The sequence below is a fragment of the Pararoseomonas sp. SCSIO 73927 genome (genome assembly GCF_037040815.1).
Taxonomy (GTDB): Bacteria; Pseudomonadota; Alphaproteobacteria; order Acetobacterales; family Acetobacteraceae; genus Roseomonas.
Genome location: NZ_CP146232.1, coordinates 4,947,753 through 4,963,576, shown reverse-complemented (window position 1 = coordinate 4,963,576; position 15,824 = coordinate 4,947,753). Strand labels below are relative to the sequence as shown.

The window sequence follows — 15,824 nt, the reverse complement described above, 5'->3', positions numbered from 1 at the left end:
GGGGGTTCCAGGGGGCTGCGCCCTCTGGCTCCGCAACGGCCGCCCTCAGACCGGTAGCTGCACGAAGCGCTCCGCCTCCGGCGCCGATCCGGCTTCCTGGAAGGCGGCGGCGGCGGCGAGCGTCGCGTGGTCCTGCTCGGACAGGCGCGACTGTTCCCGCAGGTGGTCTGTCCAGGAACGGACGGCCCAGAGCTCCACGTAGCGCTCGGGGTGGGCCACGTCCTCGTAGAGGCGCCACACGATCGCGCCCGCGCGCAGCCGCACCCCGCGCACCTCTCCCATGGCCGCCAGGAAGGCGGGGCGGGAGGAGGCGGGGACCCTGTAGCGCACGGATTCGAGCAGGCGGGCCTCGTCGCTGGCGAGGCTGCGCAGGATTTCCGGCGCCGGGGCGTCCGGCACCGGCTCGGCGGGCAGGGCGGCGGTGGGGGGCGGGGGCGCGGCCTCCATTGGCAGGCGGCGGGTGGCGATGGCCAGGGCGATCCCGATGGCGCCGGAGGCGATGAGGGTGGCGGGGACGCCCACGAAGGCCGCGCCCACCCCGCCGCAGACGGATCCCAGGGCCATGGCGCCGAAGGTGGCGACCTGGAAGAGGCCGATGGCGCGGGCGCGCACCCAGGGCCGGGCGCCGAGCTGGGCGGCGGCGCTGAGGGTGGAGGTCATGCCGAGCCAGGAGGCGCCGTAGAAGAGCATGGCGAGCCCGGCGGGCAGCCAGTGGCTGGAGAGGCCGAGGGCGATCATGGCGAGCCCGACGCAGGAGGAGCAGACGACAACGGTGTTGGAGAGCGAGAGGCGGCGGCGGAGGGCCGGCAGGAAGAAGCCGGCCATCACGGCGCCCGCGCCCATGGCGCCGAGCAGGAGCCCGAAGGTGCCGGGGCCGAGACCGAGGCGGTAGCGCACCAGCACCGGCATCAGGCCCCAGACGGCCGTGCCTGCAAAGAAGCAGGCCGTGGCGCGCAGGATGACGCCGCGCATGACGGGGCTGGCGACCACGTAACGCAGGCCGCTGGCGATGGCGTCCCCCAGGCCCTCGCGCGGGGTCTCGTTCCGATCCGGCTCGCGGCGCCAGAGGAGGAGGGCGACGGTGAGGTAGAGGAAGCAGGCGGCGTTGAGGGCGAAGGCCACCTCCGCCCCCGCCCAGCCCAGCACCAGCCCACCAAGCGCCGGGCCGACCGCGCGGGCGAGGTTGAAGCCCATGGAGTTGAGGACGATGGCCTGGACCAGGTCTTCGCGCCGGACGAGCTCCGGCGTGGTGGCGCCGAAGGCCGGGAAGTTGGCCGCGGCGCCGACGCCGATGCAGAAGGTGAGCGCCAGCAGCCCCCAGGGGCCGAGCATCCCCGTGGCGGTGAGGGCGCAGAGGATCATGGCGGTGACCAGGATCCAGACCTGGGTGAGGATGAGGAATCGCCGCCGGTCCATGATGTCCGCCAGCGCCCCTGCCGGCAGGGCGAGGAGGAAGACCGGCAGCATGGAGGCCACCTGCACGAGGCTGACCATGAGGGGGGAGGTGGTGAGGGAGGTCATCAGCCACCCCGCCCCGGTGTTCTGCACCCATCCGCCGATGTTGCTGACCGTGGTCGCGATCCAGAGCATCCGGAAGGCGGGGTTCCGGAAGGGGATGAAGGCGTCGGGGGCGGGCATCGTCACCTGGCGGAACGGCGGGGGATGTCCTGCCCGTCATGGACCGGCAAGGCAAGGCCGGGTTGCGCGCCAGGGCCGGGTTGCGCGCTTGTGCGGTGCGGCTACGCGGGGCGGGTGGTAAGGGGGCGGCCATGCTGAAGCGCTTTTTCGCCTACTACCGGCCCCACCGCCGGCTGTTCCTGCTGGATTTCGGCTGCGCCGTGCTCTCGGGCGTGCTGGAGCTGGGCTTCCCGATCGCCGTGAAGCTCTTCGTGGACCGGCTGCTGCCCGGGCAGGACTGGGCGCTGATCGGGCTGGCCTCGGCGGGGCTACTGGCGGTGTACCTGCTGAACGCGGGGCTGATGGCGGTGGTGACCTACTGGGGCCACATGCTCGGCATCAACATCGAGACGGAGATGCGGCGGCGGGCCTTCGCGCACCTGCAGAAGCTCTCCTTCTCCTACTTCGACAACAACAAGACCGGGCACATCGTGGCCCGGCTGACGAAGGACCTGGAGGAGATCGGGGAGGTGGCCCATCACGGGCCGGAGGACCTGTTCATCGCCGTGATGACCTTCCTCGGCGCCTTCGCGCTGATGTTCGCGGTGAACCCGCAGCTGGCGCTGATCACGGCAGCGGTGGTCCCGGTCACGGGCTGGCTGACGGCGCGGTTCGGCGGGCGGATGACGCGGAACTGGCACGCGATCTACGGGCGGGTGGGCGGCTTCAACGCCCGGATAGAGGAGAATGTGGGCGGCATCCGCGTGGTGCAGGCCTTCGCGAACGAGGAGCACGAGAAGCGGCTCTTCGCGCAGGACAACGCCGCCTACCGCACGACGAAGCTGGAGGCCTACCGGCTGATGGCGGCCAGCGGCTCGCTCTCCTACATGTCCATGCGGCTGACGCAGCTGGTGGTGATGGTGGCCGGCAGCCTCTTCGTCATGCGCGGGGAGCTCTCGGCGGGCGGGTTCGTGGGCTTCCTGCTGCTGGTGGGGGTGTTCTTCCGGCCGGTGGAGAAGATCAACTCCGTCATCGAGACCTACCCCAAGGGCATCGCGGGGTTCCGCCGCTACACGGAGCTGCTGGACACGGCGCCGGACATCGTGGACCGGCCCGGCGCGCGGCAGGTCTCCGGGCTGGCGGGCGAGATCCGCTACGAGGGCGTGCACTTCGGCTATGCCGCCCCGGCGGCCGATGCCCGGCCGGTGCTGGACGGCATCGACCTGCATATACGCCCCGGAGAGACGGTGGCCTTCGTCGGGCCGAGCGGGGCGGGCAAGACCACCCTCCTCTCCCTGCTGCCGCGCTTCTACGAAGTGGCGGGCGGGCGAATCACGGTGGACGGGATCGACGTGCGGGACATGACCCTCGCCTCCCTGCGCGGGCAGATCGGGATCGTGCAGCAGGACGTCTTCCTGTTCGGGGGCACGATCCGGGAGAACATCGCCTATGGCCGCCTGGGCGCGAGCGAGGCGGAGATTCTGGAAGCGGCGCGGCGGGCGCGGCTGGACGGGGTGATCGCGGCATTGCCGGATGGGCTGGACACGGTGATCGGGGAGCGGGGCGTGAAGCTCTCCGGCGGGCAGAAGCAGCGGCTGGCCATCGCGCGCATCTTCCTGAAGAACCCGCCGATCCTGATCCTGGACGAGGCGACTTCCGCCCTGGACACGGAGACGGAGCGGGCCATTCAGGAGTCCCTGCGGGAGCTGTCCGAAGGGCGGACCAGCCTCGTGATCGCGCACCGGCTGGCGACGATCCGGGACGCGGACCGCATCGTGGTCGTGGATGCCGGGCGCGTGGTGGAGCAGGGACGGCACGGGGAACTGCTCGGGCGGGGCGGGGTGTATTCCCGGCTGGCGGCGGTGCAGCGCGCCGGTTGATTCCGGCCGTGCAGGTCTGTCAGTCTGGCCCCATGGCCCAGCGCATCGCCACCTACGCCGAGTTCTGGCCCTACTACCTGCGGGAGCACGCGGACCCGCGGACGCGGCATGTCCATGTGCTCGGTACTGTGCTGGGGGTCGGGCTCTTCCTGGCGGGGCTGCTGACCGGGCGGTGGTGGCTGGTGCTGGCCGGGCTCGTCAGCGGCTACCTTTTCGCCTGGGTCAGCCACATGACGATCGAGCGGAACCGGCCGGCGACCTTCACCTATCCCCTCTGGTCGCTGGGTTCGGACCTGCGGATGGCCGGGTTTTACCTGACCGGGCGGCTGGACGTCGAGCTGCGGCGGGCGGGGGTTCGCTGAGAGCCGCGCCGCTTCCCGGTGCGGTCAGGCCCCCAACAGGAATTCCAGTACGGCGCGGTTGAACGGCTCCGGCTGCTCCACGGTGGAAGCGTGGCCGCCGGTCTCGCTTACCCAGAGGCGGGCATTCGGCAGACCCTCCGCGAGCTTCTGCGAGGCGGTCCAGGGCACGAGAAGGTCGTCCTTCGTTGCGACGACGAGAGTCGGCGCCGTGATGGCGGCGAGGTCCGCGCGGGCGTCGAAGGCGCGGAGGGCGCCGATGCGGCGCAGCAGGTTCTCCTCACCCTGGAAATGCGCGGTGCCGTGGGCGATCTCCTCGTCCAGCTTGTCGGAGTGCTCCGCCATGTAGGGAGCGGTGTGGAGAAAGAGGGGTTGGGCGGCGACGTAGGCGGCCGGGCCCTGCGACTTCAGGATGCCGATGCGGATGTCGAAGCACCGCTCGGAGTGGCGTTCCACCTTCGCCCAGGCGTTCACGGGAACGAACCGGCCCAAGCGCGCGGGGTGGCGGCGGGCGAGTTCGAGGCCGACGAGCCCGCCCAGCGCGTGGCCGACGAAATGGGCGCGGCCGATGCCGGCATCGTCCAGCACCGTCACCACATCGTCGGCCATTTGGGCGATGCTGTAGCCATCCGGCAGCGGCTCTGCGTTGCGGCCCGTGCCGCGCTGGTCGAAGGCGACGACGCGGAAATGCTCCTGCAGCGCCGCCATCTGTGGCTTCCAGAAGGCGGCCGCGCCGCCGAGCCCGGCGGAGAGGACGACCGCCTCCGCGCCGGGCTTTCCCGTGATGTCGTACCTCAAGGATCCACTCACCGGGCGATGTGCGCGACGGTGGCGATCTCGACGAGGGCCTCCGGCTTCACCAGGCCGCACTGGATGCAGTAGCGGGCCGGCTTGTCGCCCGGGAAGTACTCGGCATAGACGGCGTTGACGGCGCCGTAATTGGCCCAGTCCGTGACGAAGATGTGGTTCATCGTCACGTCGGCCATGGTGCCGCCCGCGGCCTCCACCACGGCCTTGATCAGCTTCAGCACGTGGCGCGTCTGGGCCGCGGCGTCGCCGACATGGACGACGTTGTTCTCCTTGTCGAAGGGCAGGGTGCCGGAAACGTAGAGAACACCGTCCGCCATCGCGCCGGGGGAGAAGGGCGCGATGGGCTTGCCGGAGCCGGCGGGGATCACGGGGGTCATGGGCATGGTGCGGGGCTTCCCTTGTTTCAGTCGGCGCGGATGCCGGTGGCGCGGATCGTGGCGCCCATGCGTGCGGTCTCCTCGGCGATGAAGCGGCCGAACTCCGCGGCGGGCAGGGGGCGGGGAAGACTCCCCGTCTCGAGGATGCGGGCCTTCGTCGCCGGTTCGTTCACCGCGGCTACGGTGGCTGCCTCGAGCCGCGCCGCGCGGTCCGCGGGCACGCCGCGCGGTGCGAAGAGGCCGAACCAGCCAACGGAGACGAGATCGACGCCCGCCTCCCCCAGCGTCGGCACATCGGGGAAGGCGGGCACGCGCTCGGCGCTCGTCACGGCCAGCGCCCGCATGCGGCCACCCCTCACGGGGCCGGCAGCGGCGGAGATGGTCTGGAACATCACCTCCACCCGGCCCGACATGACGTCGGAATTGGCCGCCGCCGTCTCCCGGTAGGGGACGTGCGTCATCTCCAGCCCGGCGGCGAGGGTGAACTGCGCGCCGGCCAGGTGCAGCGAGGTGCCGTTGCCGATGGAGGCGTAGTGCGCGGGCCTCGCCTTCGCCAGCGCGACGAACTCCGCCACGCTCCGCACGGGAAGGTCGTTGGAGACGACCATGATATTCGGCACTACGGCGAGCATGGCAAGCGGCGTGAAATCCCGGTCCGGGTCGTAGGGCAGGCTGGGGTAGAGGAAGCGGTTCACGGCATAAGGCAGGCCGTTGAGGAGGATGTTGTGCCCGTCCTTCTCCCCCTGGGCCGCGACGGCGGTGCCGATGTTGCCGCCGGCGCCACTGCGGTTCTCCACCGCGATAGGCTGGCCGAGGGACTTCGCCATCGGCTCGGCAGCCACGCGCCCCAGGAAGTCTGCCGCGCCGCCCGGCGGGAAGGGCACGATCATCCGCAGAGCGCGCTCCGGAAAGGCCTGCGCCCGCGCGGCGGGCGTGGCCAGCAGCGCGGGGGCGCTGAGGAGGATGCGCCTGGTAGGGTGCGGCAATGCGGGGGTCCTTGCGCGGGGATCGCGTCCGGATCGCCGGGCAGCAATCCCCGTGCCAGTGCTGTTCGCAGGGCCGGTCAGGCCAGGGCGAATTTCACCACCGAGAGCGCGGCGATGAGCCACACGGCGCCGTGCACCTCACCAGGCCGCCCCGCAACGGTCTTGATGGCGACATAGGCAATGAAGCCGATGCCGATGCCCGTTGCGATGGAGAAGGTGAAGGGCATGGCGATCGCGCCGAGCATGGCGGGCAGGTATTCCGTCGTGTCGTCCCAGGCCAGGTCGCGCAGGGAGTGCGCCATGAGGCAGGCGACGAAGACCAGCGCCGGAGCCGTCGCGAAAGCCGGGATGGAGGTGGCGAGCGGCGCGAGGAACAGGGCGAGGAGAAAGAGCACGCCGACGGTCAGCGCCGTCAGCCCGGTGCGGCCGCCCGCCTGGATGCCCGCGGCGCTCTCGATGTAGGAGGTGGTGGTGGAGGTGCCGAGAGCGGCGCCGAGGATCGCGCCGCCGGAATCGGCCAGCAGCGCCCGGCCAAGGCGCGGCACCGTGCCATCCGGCTGCATGAAGCCTGCGCGGTGGGTGGTGGCGATCAGCGTGCCCGCATTGTCCAGCAGGTCCACGAGGAAGAAGGTGAAGACGATCCCCGCGACGCCGAGCGAGAGCGCGCCGGCGATGTCCATCTGCAGGAAGGTGGGGGCGAGGGAGGGGGGCATGGCGACCACACCGTTGAGCTTCGTGAGCCCGAAGGGGATGCCGAGCGCGGCGGTGACGAGGATACCGATGATGATGCCGCCCGGCACGTTGCGCGCCGCGAGCCCGGCGATGAGCACGAAGCCGAGGCAGCCCAGCAGCAGCGGCGCGGCGCGGACATTGCCCATGGTCACCAGCGTGGCGGGGTGGTCCACCACCAGCCCGAGGTTCTCCAGCCCGATGAGCCCGAGGAAGAGACCGATCCCCGCGGCAATGCCGAGCTTGAGGGAGACGGGGATGCCGTTGATCAGCCACTTCCGGAACCCGGCGAGGGAGACGGCCAGGAAGATGATGCCGGAGAGGAACACCGCGCCCAGCGCCACCTGCCAGGAAATGCCCATGCCGCCCACCACGGCGAAGGCGAAGTAGGCGTTCAGCCCCATCCCCGGGGCCAGGGCGATGGGATAGTTCGCGAGCAGGGCCATGAGGATGCAGCCGATCGCGGCGGCCAGGCAGGTGGCCACGAAGGCCGCCCCTTGGTCGATGCCCGCGGCCGAGAGGATCTGCGGGTTGACCACGATGATGTAGGCCATGGTGAGGAAGGTGGTGAGCCCCGCCACCACCTCCCGCCGCGGCGTGGTGCCGTTCTCCGCCAGCCGGAAAAGCCTTTCCATCGCTCTGTCCCCTGCGACTCTTCCGTGAAGGGAAACAGGCATTGTGCGCCGCGGCAACGGATTCCCGGGTGCTTCCAGCCTCTGGCGCGGTCCGCCGTATCTGCTATGTCAGTCTGAACGCCGTCCGGGAGAGCGCCATGTCCGATCCGAACCTGCCCCCTGAGTCCCTGGAGCCCGCATCCCTGGAGCCGGGCCCGACCGAGGCCGGACCAAAGCGCAAGACCGTCGAAGAGCTGCGTTCCCGCCGCTGGTTCGGCCCCGCCGACCTCCGCAGCTTCGGCCACCGTTCCCGCGCCATGCAGATGGGCTACGCGCCGGAGGAGTGGACGGGCAAGCCGGTCATCGCGATCGTCAACACCTGGTCCGACCTGCAGCCCTGCCACGCCCACTTCAAGACGCGCGTGGACGACGTGAAGCGCGGCATCCTGATGGCGGGCGGCTTCCCGGTGGAGCTGCCGGCGCTCTCCGTTTCCGAGAGCTTCGTGAAGCCGACGACGATGATGTACCGCAACATGCTGGCCATGGAGACGGAGGAGCTGCTGCGCTCCCACCCTGTCGACGGCGTGGTGCTGATGGGCGGCTGCGACAAGACGACGCCGGGGCTGCTGCTGGGCGCGACCAGCATGAATATCCCCGCCATCTACTTCCCGGCCGGGCCGATGCTGCGCGGCAACTGGCAGGGTAAGGTTCTCGGCTCCGGCTCCGACAGCTGGAAGTACTGGGACGAGCTGCGCGCGGGCAAGATCACCGACCAGGACTGGCTGGGCGTGGAGGGCGGCATCGCCCGGTCCTACGGCACCTGCATGACCATGGGCACGGCAAGCACCATGACGGCCATCGCCGAGGCGGTGGGCATGGTGCTGCCGGGCGGCTCCTCCATCCCCGCCCCCGATGCAGGGCACATCCGGCTGGCGAGCGAGAGCGGGCGGCGGATCGTGGAGATGGTCTGGGAGGACCTGACGCCGCAGAAGATCCAGTCCAAGGCCGCTTTCGGCAACGCCATCGCGGTGGCCATGGCCATGGGCTGCTCCACCAACGCCATCATCCACCTCATCGCCATGGCGCGGCGCGCGGGGCAGGAGATCGGGCTGGACGACTTCGAGCGCTATTCCCGCCGCGTGCCCGTCATTGGCAACGTGCGGCCCTCCGGGAACCAGTACCTGATGGAGGACTTCTTCTACGCCGGCGGCATCCGCGCGCTGATGGGGAACATCCGCGAGCACCTGGACCTGTCCTGCCTCACCGTGTCCGGCAAGACGCTCGGCGAGAACATCGAGGGCGCGCGGGTCTACAACGACGACGTGATCCGCAGCACCGCGAACCCGATCTACGGCGAGGGATCGCTGGCCGTGCTGAAGGGCAATCTCGCGCCTGATGGCTGCGTCATCAAGCCGGCGGCGATGGACCAGAAATTCCTGAAGCACTCCGGCCCCGCCGTTGTGTTCGACGACTACCCCTCCATGAAGAAGGCGGTGGACGACGAGAGCTATCCCTTCACCCCCGACACGGTGATGGTGCTGCGCAACGCGGGCCCGCAGGGCGGGCCGGGCATGCCGGAATGGGGGATGCTGCCCATGCCGAAGAAGCTGCTGAAGATGGGGCTGCGCGACATGATGCGCATGTCCGATGCCCGGATGTCCGGCACCTCCTATGGCGCCTGCGTGCTGCACGTCTCGCCCGAGAGCTGGATCGGCGGGCCGCTGGCGCTGCTGCGAAACGGCGACATCGTGACGGTGGACGTGGACGCGCGCACCATCAACATGGAGGTCTCCGAAGAGGAGCTGGCGGCGCGCCGCGCCGCCTGGAAGGCGCCGGAGCCGCGCTTCGAGCGGGGCTACGGCTACATGTTCACCAAGCACATCCAGCAGGCGAACGAGGGCTGCGACTTCGACTTCCTGCGCACGGAGTTCGGCGCGCCCGTGCCCGAGCCCGTGATCTACTGAGCTGACAAAGGGGGAACGATCCAGATGCCGCTTTCCGACGCGACGCGCCAGAAGCTGAAGGGCGTGAGCACCGCGACCCTCGCCACCGCGCTCTACAAGCGCGGCCTGCGCAACCAGTTCATCCAGGACGTGCGGCCGCTCAGCCCCCCGACCGAGAGCATGGTCGGCGAGGCCTACACGCTGCGCTACATCCCCGCCCGCGAGGACCTGAACGGGCTGGAGGTGTTCCGCGACCCCGAGCACCCGCAGCGCAAGGGCGTGGAATCCTGCCCGCCCGGCGCCGTGCTGGTGATGGACAGCCGCAAGGACGCGCGCGCGGCCTCCGCCGGCTCCATCCTCGTCACCCGGCTGATGGTGCGGGGCGTGGCGGGCGTGGTGACGGATGGCGGCTTCCGCGACGCTGCGGAGATCGCGGCCATGGACATCCCGGCCTACCACTCCCGCCCCTCCGCGCCGACGAACCTGACGCTGAACCAGGCGATCGATCTGAACGTGCCGATCGGCTGCGGCGACGCGCCGGTCTTCCCGGGCGACGTCATCGTGGGCGACGGCGACGGGGTGATCGTCATCCCCGCCGGGATCGCGGACGAGGTCGCGAGCGAGGCAGTGGAGATGACGGCCTACGAGGACTTCGTGACGGAGCGCGTGCGCGCGGGGCACAGCATTCGCGGCCTCTACCCCGCGACGGACGCGAAGAACCTGGAGATCTTCGCGGAGTGGCGGAAGGAGAAGGGGCGCTAGGTCGCGCAGCCTGAACCGCAGCCTAAACCTATGTGAAGGCGCGATTTCCGGCACCCGCGCCGCGTATCCTCCGGCCCCCTCCGGCGTTCCTGGCGACGGAACATCGGGAGGGGCCGGGGATGCCGGACGAGAAGGATGGGCTGCACTTCGGGCCGCTGGGACCGAACTGCGTGCATCTCTGCGTGGACATGCAGAACCTCTTCGCCGAGGGCACGGAGTGGCATACGCCCTGGATGAAGCGCGTGCTGCCCGTGGTGAAGCGGATCGCCGAAGCCCATCCCGCAGAGACGGTCTTCACCCGCTTCATCCCCGCCGCCCGCCCAGGGGAAGGGCAGGGCACCTGGAACCGCTACTGGAAGCGCTGGCCCGGCATGACGCTGGAGGCGCTGCCGGAATCCATGGTGGAACTGCTTCCAGACCTCGCCCGCTTCGTCCCGCCCGCGACCATGATCGACAAGACCGTCTACTCCCCCTGGCTTCAGCCGGAGCTGGAGGCGCTGCTGCGGGAGAGGGGCACGGACACGCTCGTCGTCACCGGTGCGGAGACGGATGTCTGCGTGCTGGCCGCGGTGCTCGGCGCGGTGGACCGGGGCTACCGCGTCATCATCCCGACCGACGCGCTCTGCTCATCCTCCGACCGCACGCACGACGCGCTGCTGACCCTCTACCGCGAGCGCTACGGCCAGCAGGTGGAGGCGGTGGGGACGGACGCGCTGCTGGAGGCCTGGCGCTAGGCGCTCAGGCCGCCGGCGCGGGCTCGCGCATGGCGCGCAGCACGGCCGCCGCGGCCTCGTCCCAGGTCACCGGGCGGAACTCGCGGGCCACGCGCCCCTGCCAGCGGCGCAGCCCTTCCGGGTCCTCCACCACCTGCCGGATCACCCGGTAGGCCTCGGCGGTGTTCTCCGGGTCGAAGTAGCGGGCCAGCGTCCCGCCCGCCTCCGGCAGGGAGGTGCTGCTGGAGATGATGGCGGGCTTGCCGAAGGCCAGGCTCTCCGTCACCGGCAGGCCCCAGCCCTCGTAGAAGGAGGGGAAGAGGGTGAACTGCGCGCCCCCGTAAAGGGTGCTCAGCTCTCCGTCCGTCGGGTCCTGGAAGAGCACGAGCTTGCCGTCCAGGTAGTTGGCGTTCTTCAGCTGCTGCATGAGGTCGGAGACCATCCAGCCGACGCGCCCGGCGAAGACGAGGGTGGGCACCTTCTCCCGCGGCATCTCCTCCAGCATACGCCGCCAGACGCGGAAGAGGAGAATGTGGTTCTTCCGCGCCTCGATGGTGGAGACGATGAGGGCGTAGCTCCCCGCCTCCGGATACTCGCGCCCGGGCAGGCGGGTGGCGGGGGCGGGGGTGCCGAAGCCCGTGCCCATGGGGATGGCGATCGGCCGGGCCTTCAGGTTCCAGCCCTTCTCCTTGCCATAGGCGTCGATATCGTCGGCGCTGGCCTTGGAGATGGCCAGCAGCACGTCCGCGTGCGGCAGCACGGTGCTGAGCCAGTGGCTGAAGATCCGCACCAGCCCCTGGTCGCAGAACTCCGGCCGGCGCAGCGGGATGATGTCGTAGAGCAGCACGCCGAAGCGGATGCCCCTGGTTGCCTTCATCCGCTCGATCAGCGCGCCGTAGCCGGCGTGGAACCAGGGGGAGCCGAGGACGAGCAGGGTGTCGCCGGGCCCGGCGGCCGCGAAGGGGTCGGCGCCGTTCGCGGGCGGGGGCACCTCGGGCGCGGCGGAGAGGGGTTCCGCGCGGGGCGGGGGCGGCGGCAGCGGGGCGGGCAGGGCTGCCTGCGGGCGCGGACGCCTGACGGCGGACCAGGCGATCCGACCGGCCCGGGCCGCGCTGCGCAGCGCCACGATCTGGTGGACCACCGCCTCGCCGAGGGGAAGGCGCAGCGGCTCCGGAGTGCGGCGCGCCAGCCAGCGCAGCAGGCGGCGGCGCAGGCGGGGCGGCGGGGCCGTGTCCGGCACGGAGGCGGTGAGGGTGCCGAGGGCGGGGGTAGGGGCCGCCGCGGTCTCGGCCGCCTTGGTCCTGCTGAAACCGGCGAAGAGGGCTTCCACCTCCGGCCAGGTGACGGTGCGGAAATCCGTGCCACCCGCGGCGTGGCGCAGGAAGCGCACGGTGCCCGGCGCCCCGGCGGCGAAGAGGCAGCGGCAGATCTCGTACTCGACGCGCTGGATGCCGCTCGGCCGGGGGTTCACCACGGCGTAGTCGAACAGGTCCTCCACATCGATCCAGATCGTCGTCATGCGTCCTTCGCTCCGGCGGAGGTGGGAGAGGGAGGGCAACGGCCGGAGGCGCCGCTGCGGGCCAGCCCGCGGAACGGCTGGTCGCCCAAATCCGGGCCGGGATCAAGCCATGGCCGCGCGGATCCGGCCCGGGCGGGGCCTGATGGGGCGGGCGTCACGACCTGGGTATAGGGGGGTAGATGGCGGACAGGGTGGGATTCGAACCCACGATAGGCTTTTGACCTATACGCACTTTCCAGGCGCGCGCCTTCGACCACTCGGCCACCTGTCCAACGGCGGCGGGGTATAGGGGGCATGGCGCGGCCGGGCAAGCCGGTGTGACAGTTATTCTGTCACCCACCCCGTCACCGGCCGTTAAGAAGGAGCCGGAGCGCTTCCTCGAAGGCGGCGAGGTCGCGCCAGCGCCCCTCCTCCGGTACGTCCCGCACGACCAACGGGCCTCCGGCGGCGCGGATCCCGCCATCGATCATCAGGTTGTCCTGCAAGCCGAAGGCTTCGAGCTGCAGGCCCTCCGCATCCTCCCAGGTGCCGTCAGGGCGCGGGCGGACGGAGGCGCCCAGAAAAGCGCGGCTGCGCGTCTCGAAGGGGGTTGCCACGTTGGCGTAGCCGGCCACCGGGCGGCCGAGCGCCCGCATGAAGCCCAGCTCGTACACCGTGCCCGCATCGGCGGAAGGGCCGCGGAACGGGGTGAGGTTCGCGATCAGCGCGTCCGCCCCCCGGATATGGGTCTCGTTGCGGAGATAGATGGCCAGCCACTCCTCCGCCGCCTCGTCGGCGGCCGGGCAGTGGACGGGGTCGAGGGGGAAGATCCCGGTGGCGCCGTGGCGCGCGCAGAGGGCGCGCTTGGCATCCGCCAGCGCGCCGGCATCCGGCAGGAAGACCTCCGGGCCCGCAAGGTAGATCCGCATGGACCAGAACTAGCAGGGGCGGGCGGGCGGAACCAGTTCGCCGGTCAGCCCCTGCGGCGCGCCTCCACCCCTTCCGGCGTCACGCGGGGCATGTCGAAGCGGTCCGTGGTGCGGGCGTACCAGCCGCCCCCGTGCAGCCGCCCGACAAGGTTCAGCTTCGGCGTGTCCACGTAGAGGCGGTCCATGTCGAGCATGCACTCTTCCCGGACATGGACGGCCAGGACCTCGCCGAGGACGAGGTGGTGGGTGCCGATGGGGATGGCCTGCCAGAGCCGGCACTCCAGCGCCACCGGGCTCTCCGCGATCCGGGGCGTGCGGATCTTCGCGGAAGGGGCGGTGGTGAGGCCGGCCATCGCGATCTCGTCCACCCCCGCCGGGTAGTCGGCGGCGGTAACGTTCATCGCCTCCGCCAATTCCTCGCTGACGAGGCAGACGGTGAACTCGCCGGTGGCCCGGATGTTGTCCATCGTGTCCTTCATGTCGGCCACCTCCTCCCCGCCCATGCCGCGAGCGCCGACGCCGATCCCGACCACCACCGGGTCGTTGCTGAACACGTTGAAGAAGGAGAAGGGGGCGGCGTTGGTGCGGCCCGCCGCGTCCTGCGTGACGGTCCAGGCGATGGGGCGGGGGACGACCGTGGAGACCACCAGCTTGTAGCGGTCCTTCTTCGGCAGGGCCTCGAAGTCGAAGAGCATGGCGGGGGTCTTCCGGCGGGGGTGGGATGGGCGTCAGGCGACGCGGTGCGGCGGCTCCGCGCCGCGGATCAGTACGGCATCCAGGTTGTCGAGGCAGCGGAAGCCCATGGCGTCCCGCGTCTCCACCGTCGCGCTGCCGAGATGGGGGAGAAGGGTGACGTTCGGGGCGGTGTGGTAGCCCTCATGGATCGCTGGCTCCCCGGCGAAGACGTCCAGCCCCGCCGCGCGCAGGTGGCCAGCCCGCAGCGCGTCGCACAGCGCCTCGTCGTCCACGGTGGTGCCGCGCCCGGTGTTCACGACGATGGCGCCCTTTGGCAGGGCGGCGATGCGGGCGGCGTTCAGCCAGCGGTTGGTGGCGGGCCCGCCGGGGATGTGCATGGAGAGCACGTCGCAGGCCGCCAGGAAGCTCTCGTCATCCGGGTGGAAGGTCGCGCCCTCCTCCTCCTCCGGCGCCAGACGGGCGCGGTTGCGGTAGTGGATCTCCATGCCCATGCCGCGGGCCATCCGGGCCAGCTCCCGCCCGATGCGGCCCATGCCGAGAATGCCCAGGCGCTTGCCCTCCAGGGTCACGCCCATGAGCTGGGTGGGGGCCCAGCCCGTCCATTCCCGGGCGCGCAGCAGCCGCTCCGCCTCGCCCGCGCGGCGGGCGCACATGAGGATCAGCAGCATGGCAATCTCGGCGGTGGCCACGCTCAGCACGTCCGGCGTGTTCGTCACGGCGATGCCGCGGGCCTTCGCGGCATCCAGCGCAATGTGGTCGGTGCCGACGGAGAAGGTAGCGATGATCCTCACGCCCTCCGGCAGGGCCGCGATCGTGGCGGCGTCTAGCGCGTCGCCGGCGGCGCAGAGGATGCCCTCGCACCCTTTGGCGGCGGCCAGCAGCGCGGCGGAATCGAGGGTCCGGTCCGGCCCCTCCGGGCGTCGGACGGCGTAGTCCCGGGCGGCGCGGGCCTCCACGGCCGCTGGCAGGTTGCGGGTCTGGAGCAGGGTCGGGCGGGCCATAGGAGGCAGGATGCCCGCGCCCGCCCGGCTTGCCAAACCCCGGCCCGGAGCTCGGCCCCGATCTTGCCAGCCATGGTGGCGCGGTCCAGGGTCCCCGCCCTGAATCGGTTGGAGGTTTCGATGGAACTCGGTCTTCGCGGCAAACGGGCGCTGGTGATGGGCGCCTCCAAGGGGCTGGGCCGGGCCATAGCCGAGGCGCTGGCCGCCGACGGCGCGGCGATCGCCATCTCCGGGCGGGACGCGGAGCGGCTGGCGCCGGTCTGCGAGGCGCTGAAGGGCATGGGCGCACCGGTAGCGCAGGCCTTCGCGGCCGACGTTGCTAAGGGCGAGGACATGGACGCGCTCTTCGCCGGTGCCGTGAAGGCCCTGGGCGGGGTGGACATCCTCGTGCTGAACCATGGCGGCCCGCCGGCGGGCACGGCGTCCGACCTGACGGAGGAGGCACTGGAGACCTGGTTCCGCCGCATCGTCCTCTCCCCCATCCGGATGGCGAACCTGGCGCTGCCGGGGATGCGGGAGCGGAAGTTCGGGCGCATCCTGGCGGTGGGCAGCTCCGGCATGATCCAGCCGCTGCCGAACCTCGCGCTCTCCAACGTGCTGCGCGCCAACATCGTGGGCTGGGCGAAGACCCTGGCGGACGAGGTGGGGCCGGACAACGTGACGGTGAACATCGTCGCCCCCGGCGCGATCCAGACCGACCGCACCTACGAGCTGGCCCAGGCCGCCGCCAGCAAGTCCGGCAAGACGCCGGAGCAGGTGATCAAGGAGCGCGAGGGGACCATCCCGCTGCGCCGCTACGGCACGGCGGAGGAGTTCGGCAAGACCACCGCCTTCCTCGCCTCCGAGGCCGGGGCTTACATCACCGGCAGCCTCATCAAGATCGACGGCGGCGTGGTGCGGAGCATCTGAT

Annotated in this window: 15 protein-coding genes and 1 tRNA gene; 6 read left to right on the top strand and 10 right to left on the bottom strand. The window is 71.0% G+C overall.

Annotation, left to right across the window (positions count from 1 at the left end; translation table 11 throughout):
• Positions 1 to 45: 45 nt before the first annotated feature.
• Positions 46 to 1,638 carry an MFS transporter gene (locus tag VQH23_RS23455; RefSeq protein ID WP_338663080.1) on the bottom strand — a complete coding sequence of 531 codons (1,593 nt, stop codon included), beginning with the start codon at positions 1,636 to 1,638 and terminating at the stop codon, positions 46 to 48.
• A 131-nt stretch (positions 1,639 to 1,769) separates the two neighbouring features.
• Here VQH23_RS23455 and VQH23_RS23450 point away from each other — a divergent pair, with 131 nt between their 5' ends.
• Together VQH23_RS23450 and VQH23_RS23445 are read left to right on the top strand one after the other, a co-directional pair.
• Positions 1,770 to 3,497, top strand: coding sequence for an ABC transporter ATP-binding protein (locus VQH23_RS23450; protein ID WP_338663079.1), 1,728 nt, complete (start codon positions 1,770 to 1,772; stop codon positions 3,495 to 3,497).
• Positions 3,498 to 3,529: 32 nt separating this feature from the next.
• A complete protein-coding gene (locus tag VQH23_RS23445; RefSeq protein WP_338663078.1) occupies positions 3,530 to 3,859 on the top strand; it encodes a DUF962 domain-containing protein in 330 nt (109 codons plus the stop codon).
• Between the two features lie 24 nt (positions 3,860 to 3,883).
• Here VQH23_RS23445 and rutD read toward each other — a convergent pair whose 3' ends face one another.
• The 4 genes from rutD to VQH23_RS23425 all read right to left on the bottom strand — a co-directional run bounded on the left by rutD (position 3,884) and on the right by VQH23_RS23425 (position 7,393).
• Positions 3,884 to 4,654, bottom strand: a complete 771-nt coding sequence (rutD, locus tag VQH23_RS23440) for a pyrimidine utilization protein D (protein ID WP_338663077.1) — start codon at positions 4,652 to 4,654, stop codon at positions 3,884 to 3,886.
• Positions 4,655 to 4,662: 8 nt separating this feature from the next.
• Entirely contained in the window at positions 4,663 to 5,049 is a 387-nt protein-coding gene (gene rutC / locus VQH23_RS23435; RefSeq protein ID WP_338663076.1) for a pyrimidine utilization protein C, read from the bottom strand.
• A gap of 20 nt (positions 5,050 to 5,069) precedes the next feature.
• The gene (locus VQH23_RS23430; protein WP_338663075.1) at positions 5,070 to 6,029 is read right to left on the bottom strand and encodes a tripartite tricarboxylate transporter substrate binding protein; all 960 of its coding nucleotides are present in this window, start codon (positions 6,027 to 6,029) and stop codon (positions 5,070 to 5,072) included.
• A 77-nt stretch (positions 6,030 to 6,106) separates the two neighbouring features.
• Positions 6,107 to 7,393: an NCS2 family permease gene (locus tag VQH23_RS23425; RefSeq protein WP_338663074.1), complete on the bottom strand. Its 1,287-nt coding sequence runs from the start codon at positions 7,391 to 7,393 to the stop codon at positions 6,107 to 6,109.
• 137 nt (positions 7,394 to 7,530) lie between these two features.
• Between VQH23_RS23425 and araD the strand changes: the two genes are divergently transcribed.
• The 3 genes from araD (at position 7,531) to VQH23_RS23410 (ending at position 10,811) form a co-directional block, all read left to right on the top strand.
• Positions 7,531 to 9,336 carry an L-arabinonate dehydratase gene (gene araD / locus VQH23_RS23420; RefSeq protein WP_338663073.1) on the top strand — a complete coding sequence of 602 codons (1,806 nt, stop codon included), beginning with the start codon at positions 7,531 to 7,533 and terminating at the stop codon, positions 9,334 to 9,336.
• 24 nt (positions 9,337 to 9,360) lie between these two features.
• Positions 9,361 to 10,077: a ribonuclease activity regulator RraA gene (locus tag VQH23_RS23415; protein ID WP_338663072.1), complete on the top strand. Its 717-nt coding sequence runs from the start codon at positions 9,361 to 9,363 to the stop codon at positions 10,075 to 10,077.
• A 119-nt stretch (positions 10,078 to 10,196) separates the two neighbouring features.
• Entirely contained in the window at positions 10,197 to 10,811 is a 615-nt protein-coding gene (locus VQH23_RS23410) for an isochorismatase family cysteine hydrolase (RefSeq protein WP_338663071.1), read from the top strand.
• A 4-nt stretch (positions 10,812 to 10,815) separates the two neighbouring features.
• Here the strand turns inward: VQH23_RS23410 and VQH23_RS23405 are convergent, their stop codons facing one another.
• From VQH23_RS23405 to VQH23_RS23385, 5 genes are all read right to left on the bottom strand, one after another.
• A complete protein-coding gene (locus VQH23_RS23405; protein ID WP_338663070.1) occupies positions 10,816 to 12,309 on the bottom strand; it encodes a glycosyltransferase family 1 protein in 1,494 nt (497 codons plus the stop codon).
• 180 nt (positions 12,310 to 12,489) lie between these two features.
• Positions 12,490 to 12,580: transfer RNA gene (locus tag VQH23_RS23400), tRNA-Ser, on the bottom strand.
• Positions 12,581 to 12,653: 73 nt separating this feature from the next.
• The gene (locus VQH23_RS23395; protein ID WP_338663069.1) at positions 12,654 to 13,217 is read right to left on the bottom strand and encodes a nucleoside 2-deoxyribosyltransferase; all 564 of its coding nucleotides are present in this window, start codon (positions 13,215 to 13,217) and stop codon (positions 12,654 to 12,656) included.
• A 44-nt stretch (positions 13,218 to 13,261) separates the two neighbouring features.
• The gene (locus VQH23_RS23390) at positions 13,262 to 13,912 is read right to left on the bottom strand and encodes a flavin reductase family protein (protein WP_338663068.1); all 651 of its coding nucleotides are present in this window, start codon (positions 13,910 to 13,912) and stop codon (positions 13,262 to 13,264) included.
• A 33-nt stretch (positions 13,913 to 13,945) separates the two neighbouring features.
• On the bottom strand, positions 13,946 to 14,914 hold the full coding sequence (locus VQH23_RS23385; RefSeq protein WP_338663067.1) for a D-glycerate dehydrogenase: 969 nt from the start codon (positions 14,912 to 14,914) through the stop codon (positions 13,946 to 13,948).
• A gap of 120 nt (positions 14,915 to 15,034) precedes the next feature.
• On the opposite strand from VQH23_RS23385, the gene VQH23_RS23380 reads away from it, so the two are divergent.
• A complete protein-coding gene (locus VQH23_RS23380) occupies positions 15,035 to 15,823 on the top strand; it encodes an SDR family oxidoreductase (RefSeq protein ID WP_338663066.1) in 789 nt (262 codons plus the stop codon).
• Position 15,824: the final 1 nt, after the last annotated feature.

Bases quoted from the DNA above. Each gene is read 5' to 3' on its own strand.
- VQH23_RS23455 (WP_338663080.1), bottom strand. From the start codon at position 1,638: ATGCCCGCCCCCGACGCCTTCATCCCCTTCCGGAACCCCGCCTTCCGG.
- VQH23_RS23450 (WP_338663079.1), top strand. From the start codon at position 1,770: ATGCTGAAGCGCTTTTTCGCCTACTACCGGCCCCACCGCCGGCTGTTC.
- VQH23_RS23445 (WP_338663078.1), top strand. From the start codon at position 3,530: ATGGCCCAGCGCATCGCCACCTACGCCGAGTTCTGGCCCTACTACCTG.
- rutC (WP_338663076.1), bottom strand. From the start codon at position 5,049: ATGCCCATGACCCCCGTGATCCCCGCCGGCTCCGGCAAGCCCATCGCG.
- VQH23_RS23425 (WP_338663074.1), bottom strand. From the start codon at position 7,393: ATGGAAAGGCTTTTCCGGCTGGCGGAGAACGGCACCACGCCGCGGCGG.
- araD (WP_338663073.1), top strand. From the start codon at position 7,531: ATGTCCGATCCGAACCTGCCCCCTGAGTCCCTGGAGCCCGCATCCCTG.
- VQH23_RS23415 (WP_338663072.1), top strand. From the start codon at position 9,361: ATGCCGCTTTCCGACGCGACGCGCCAGAAGCTGAAGGGCGTGAGCACC.
- VQH23_RS23410 (WP_338663071.1), top strand. From the start codon at position 10,197: ATGCCGGACGAGAAGGATGGGCTGCACTTCGGGCCGCTGGGACCGAAC.
- VQH23_RS23405 (WP_338663070.1), bottom strand. From the start codon at position 12,309: ATGACGACGATCTGGATCGATGTGGAGGACCTGTTCGACTACGCCGTG.
- VQH23_RS23395 (WP_338663069.1), bottom strand. From the start codon at position 13,217: ATGCGGATCTACCTTGCGGGCCCGGAGGTCTTCCTGCCGGATGCCGGC.
- VQH23_RS23390 (WP_338663068.1), bottom strand. From the start codon at position 13,912: ATGCTCTTCGACTTCGAGGCCCTGCCGAAGAAGGACCGCTACAAGCTG.
- VQH23_RS23385 (WP_338663067.1), bottom strand. From the start codon at position 14,914: ATGGCCCGCCCGACCCTGCTCCAGACCCGCAACCTGCCAGCGGCCGTG.
- VQH23_RS23380 (WP_338663066.1), top strand. From the start codon at position 15,035: ATGGAACTCGGTCTTCGCGGCAAACGGGCGCTGGTGATGGGCGCCTCC.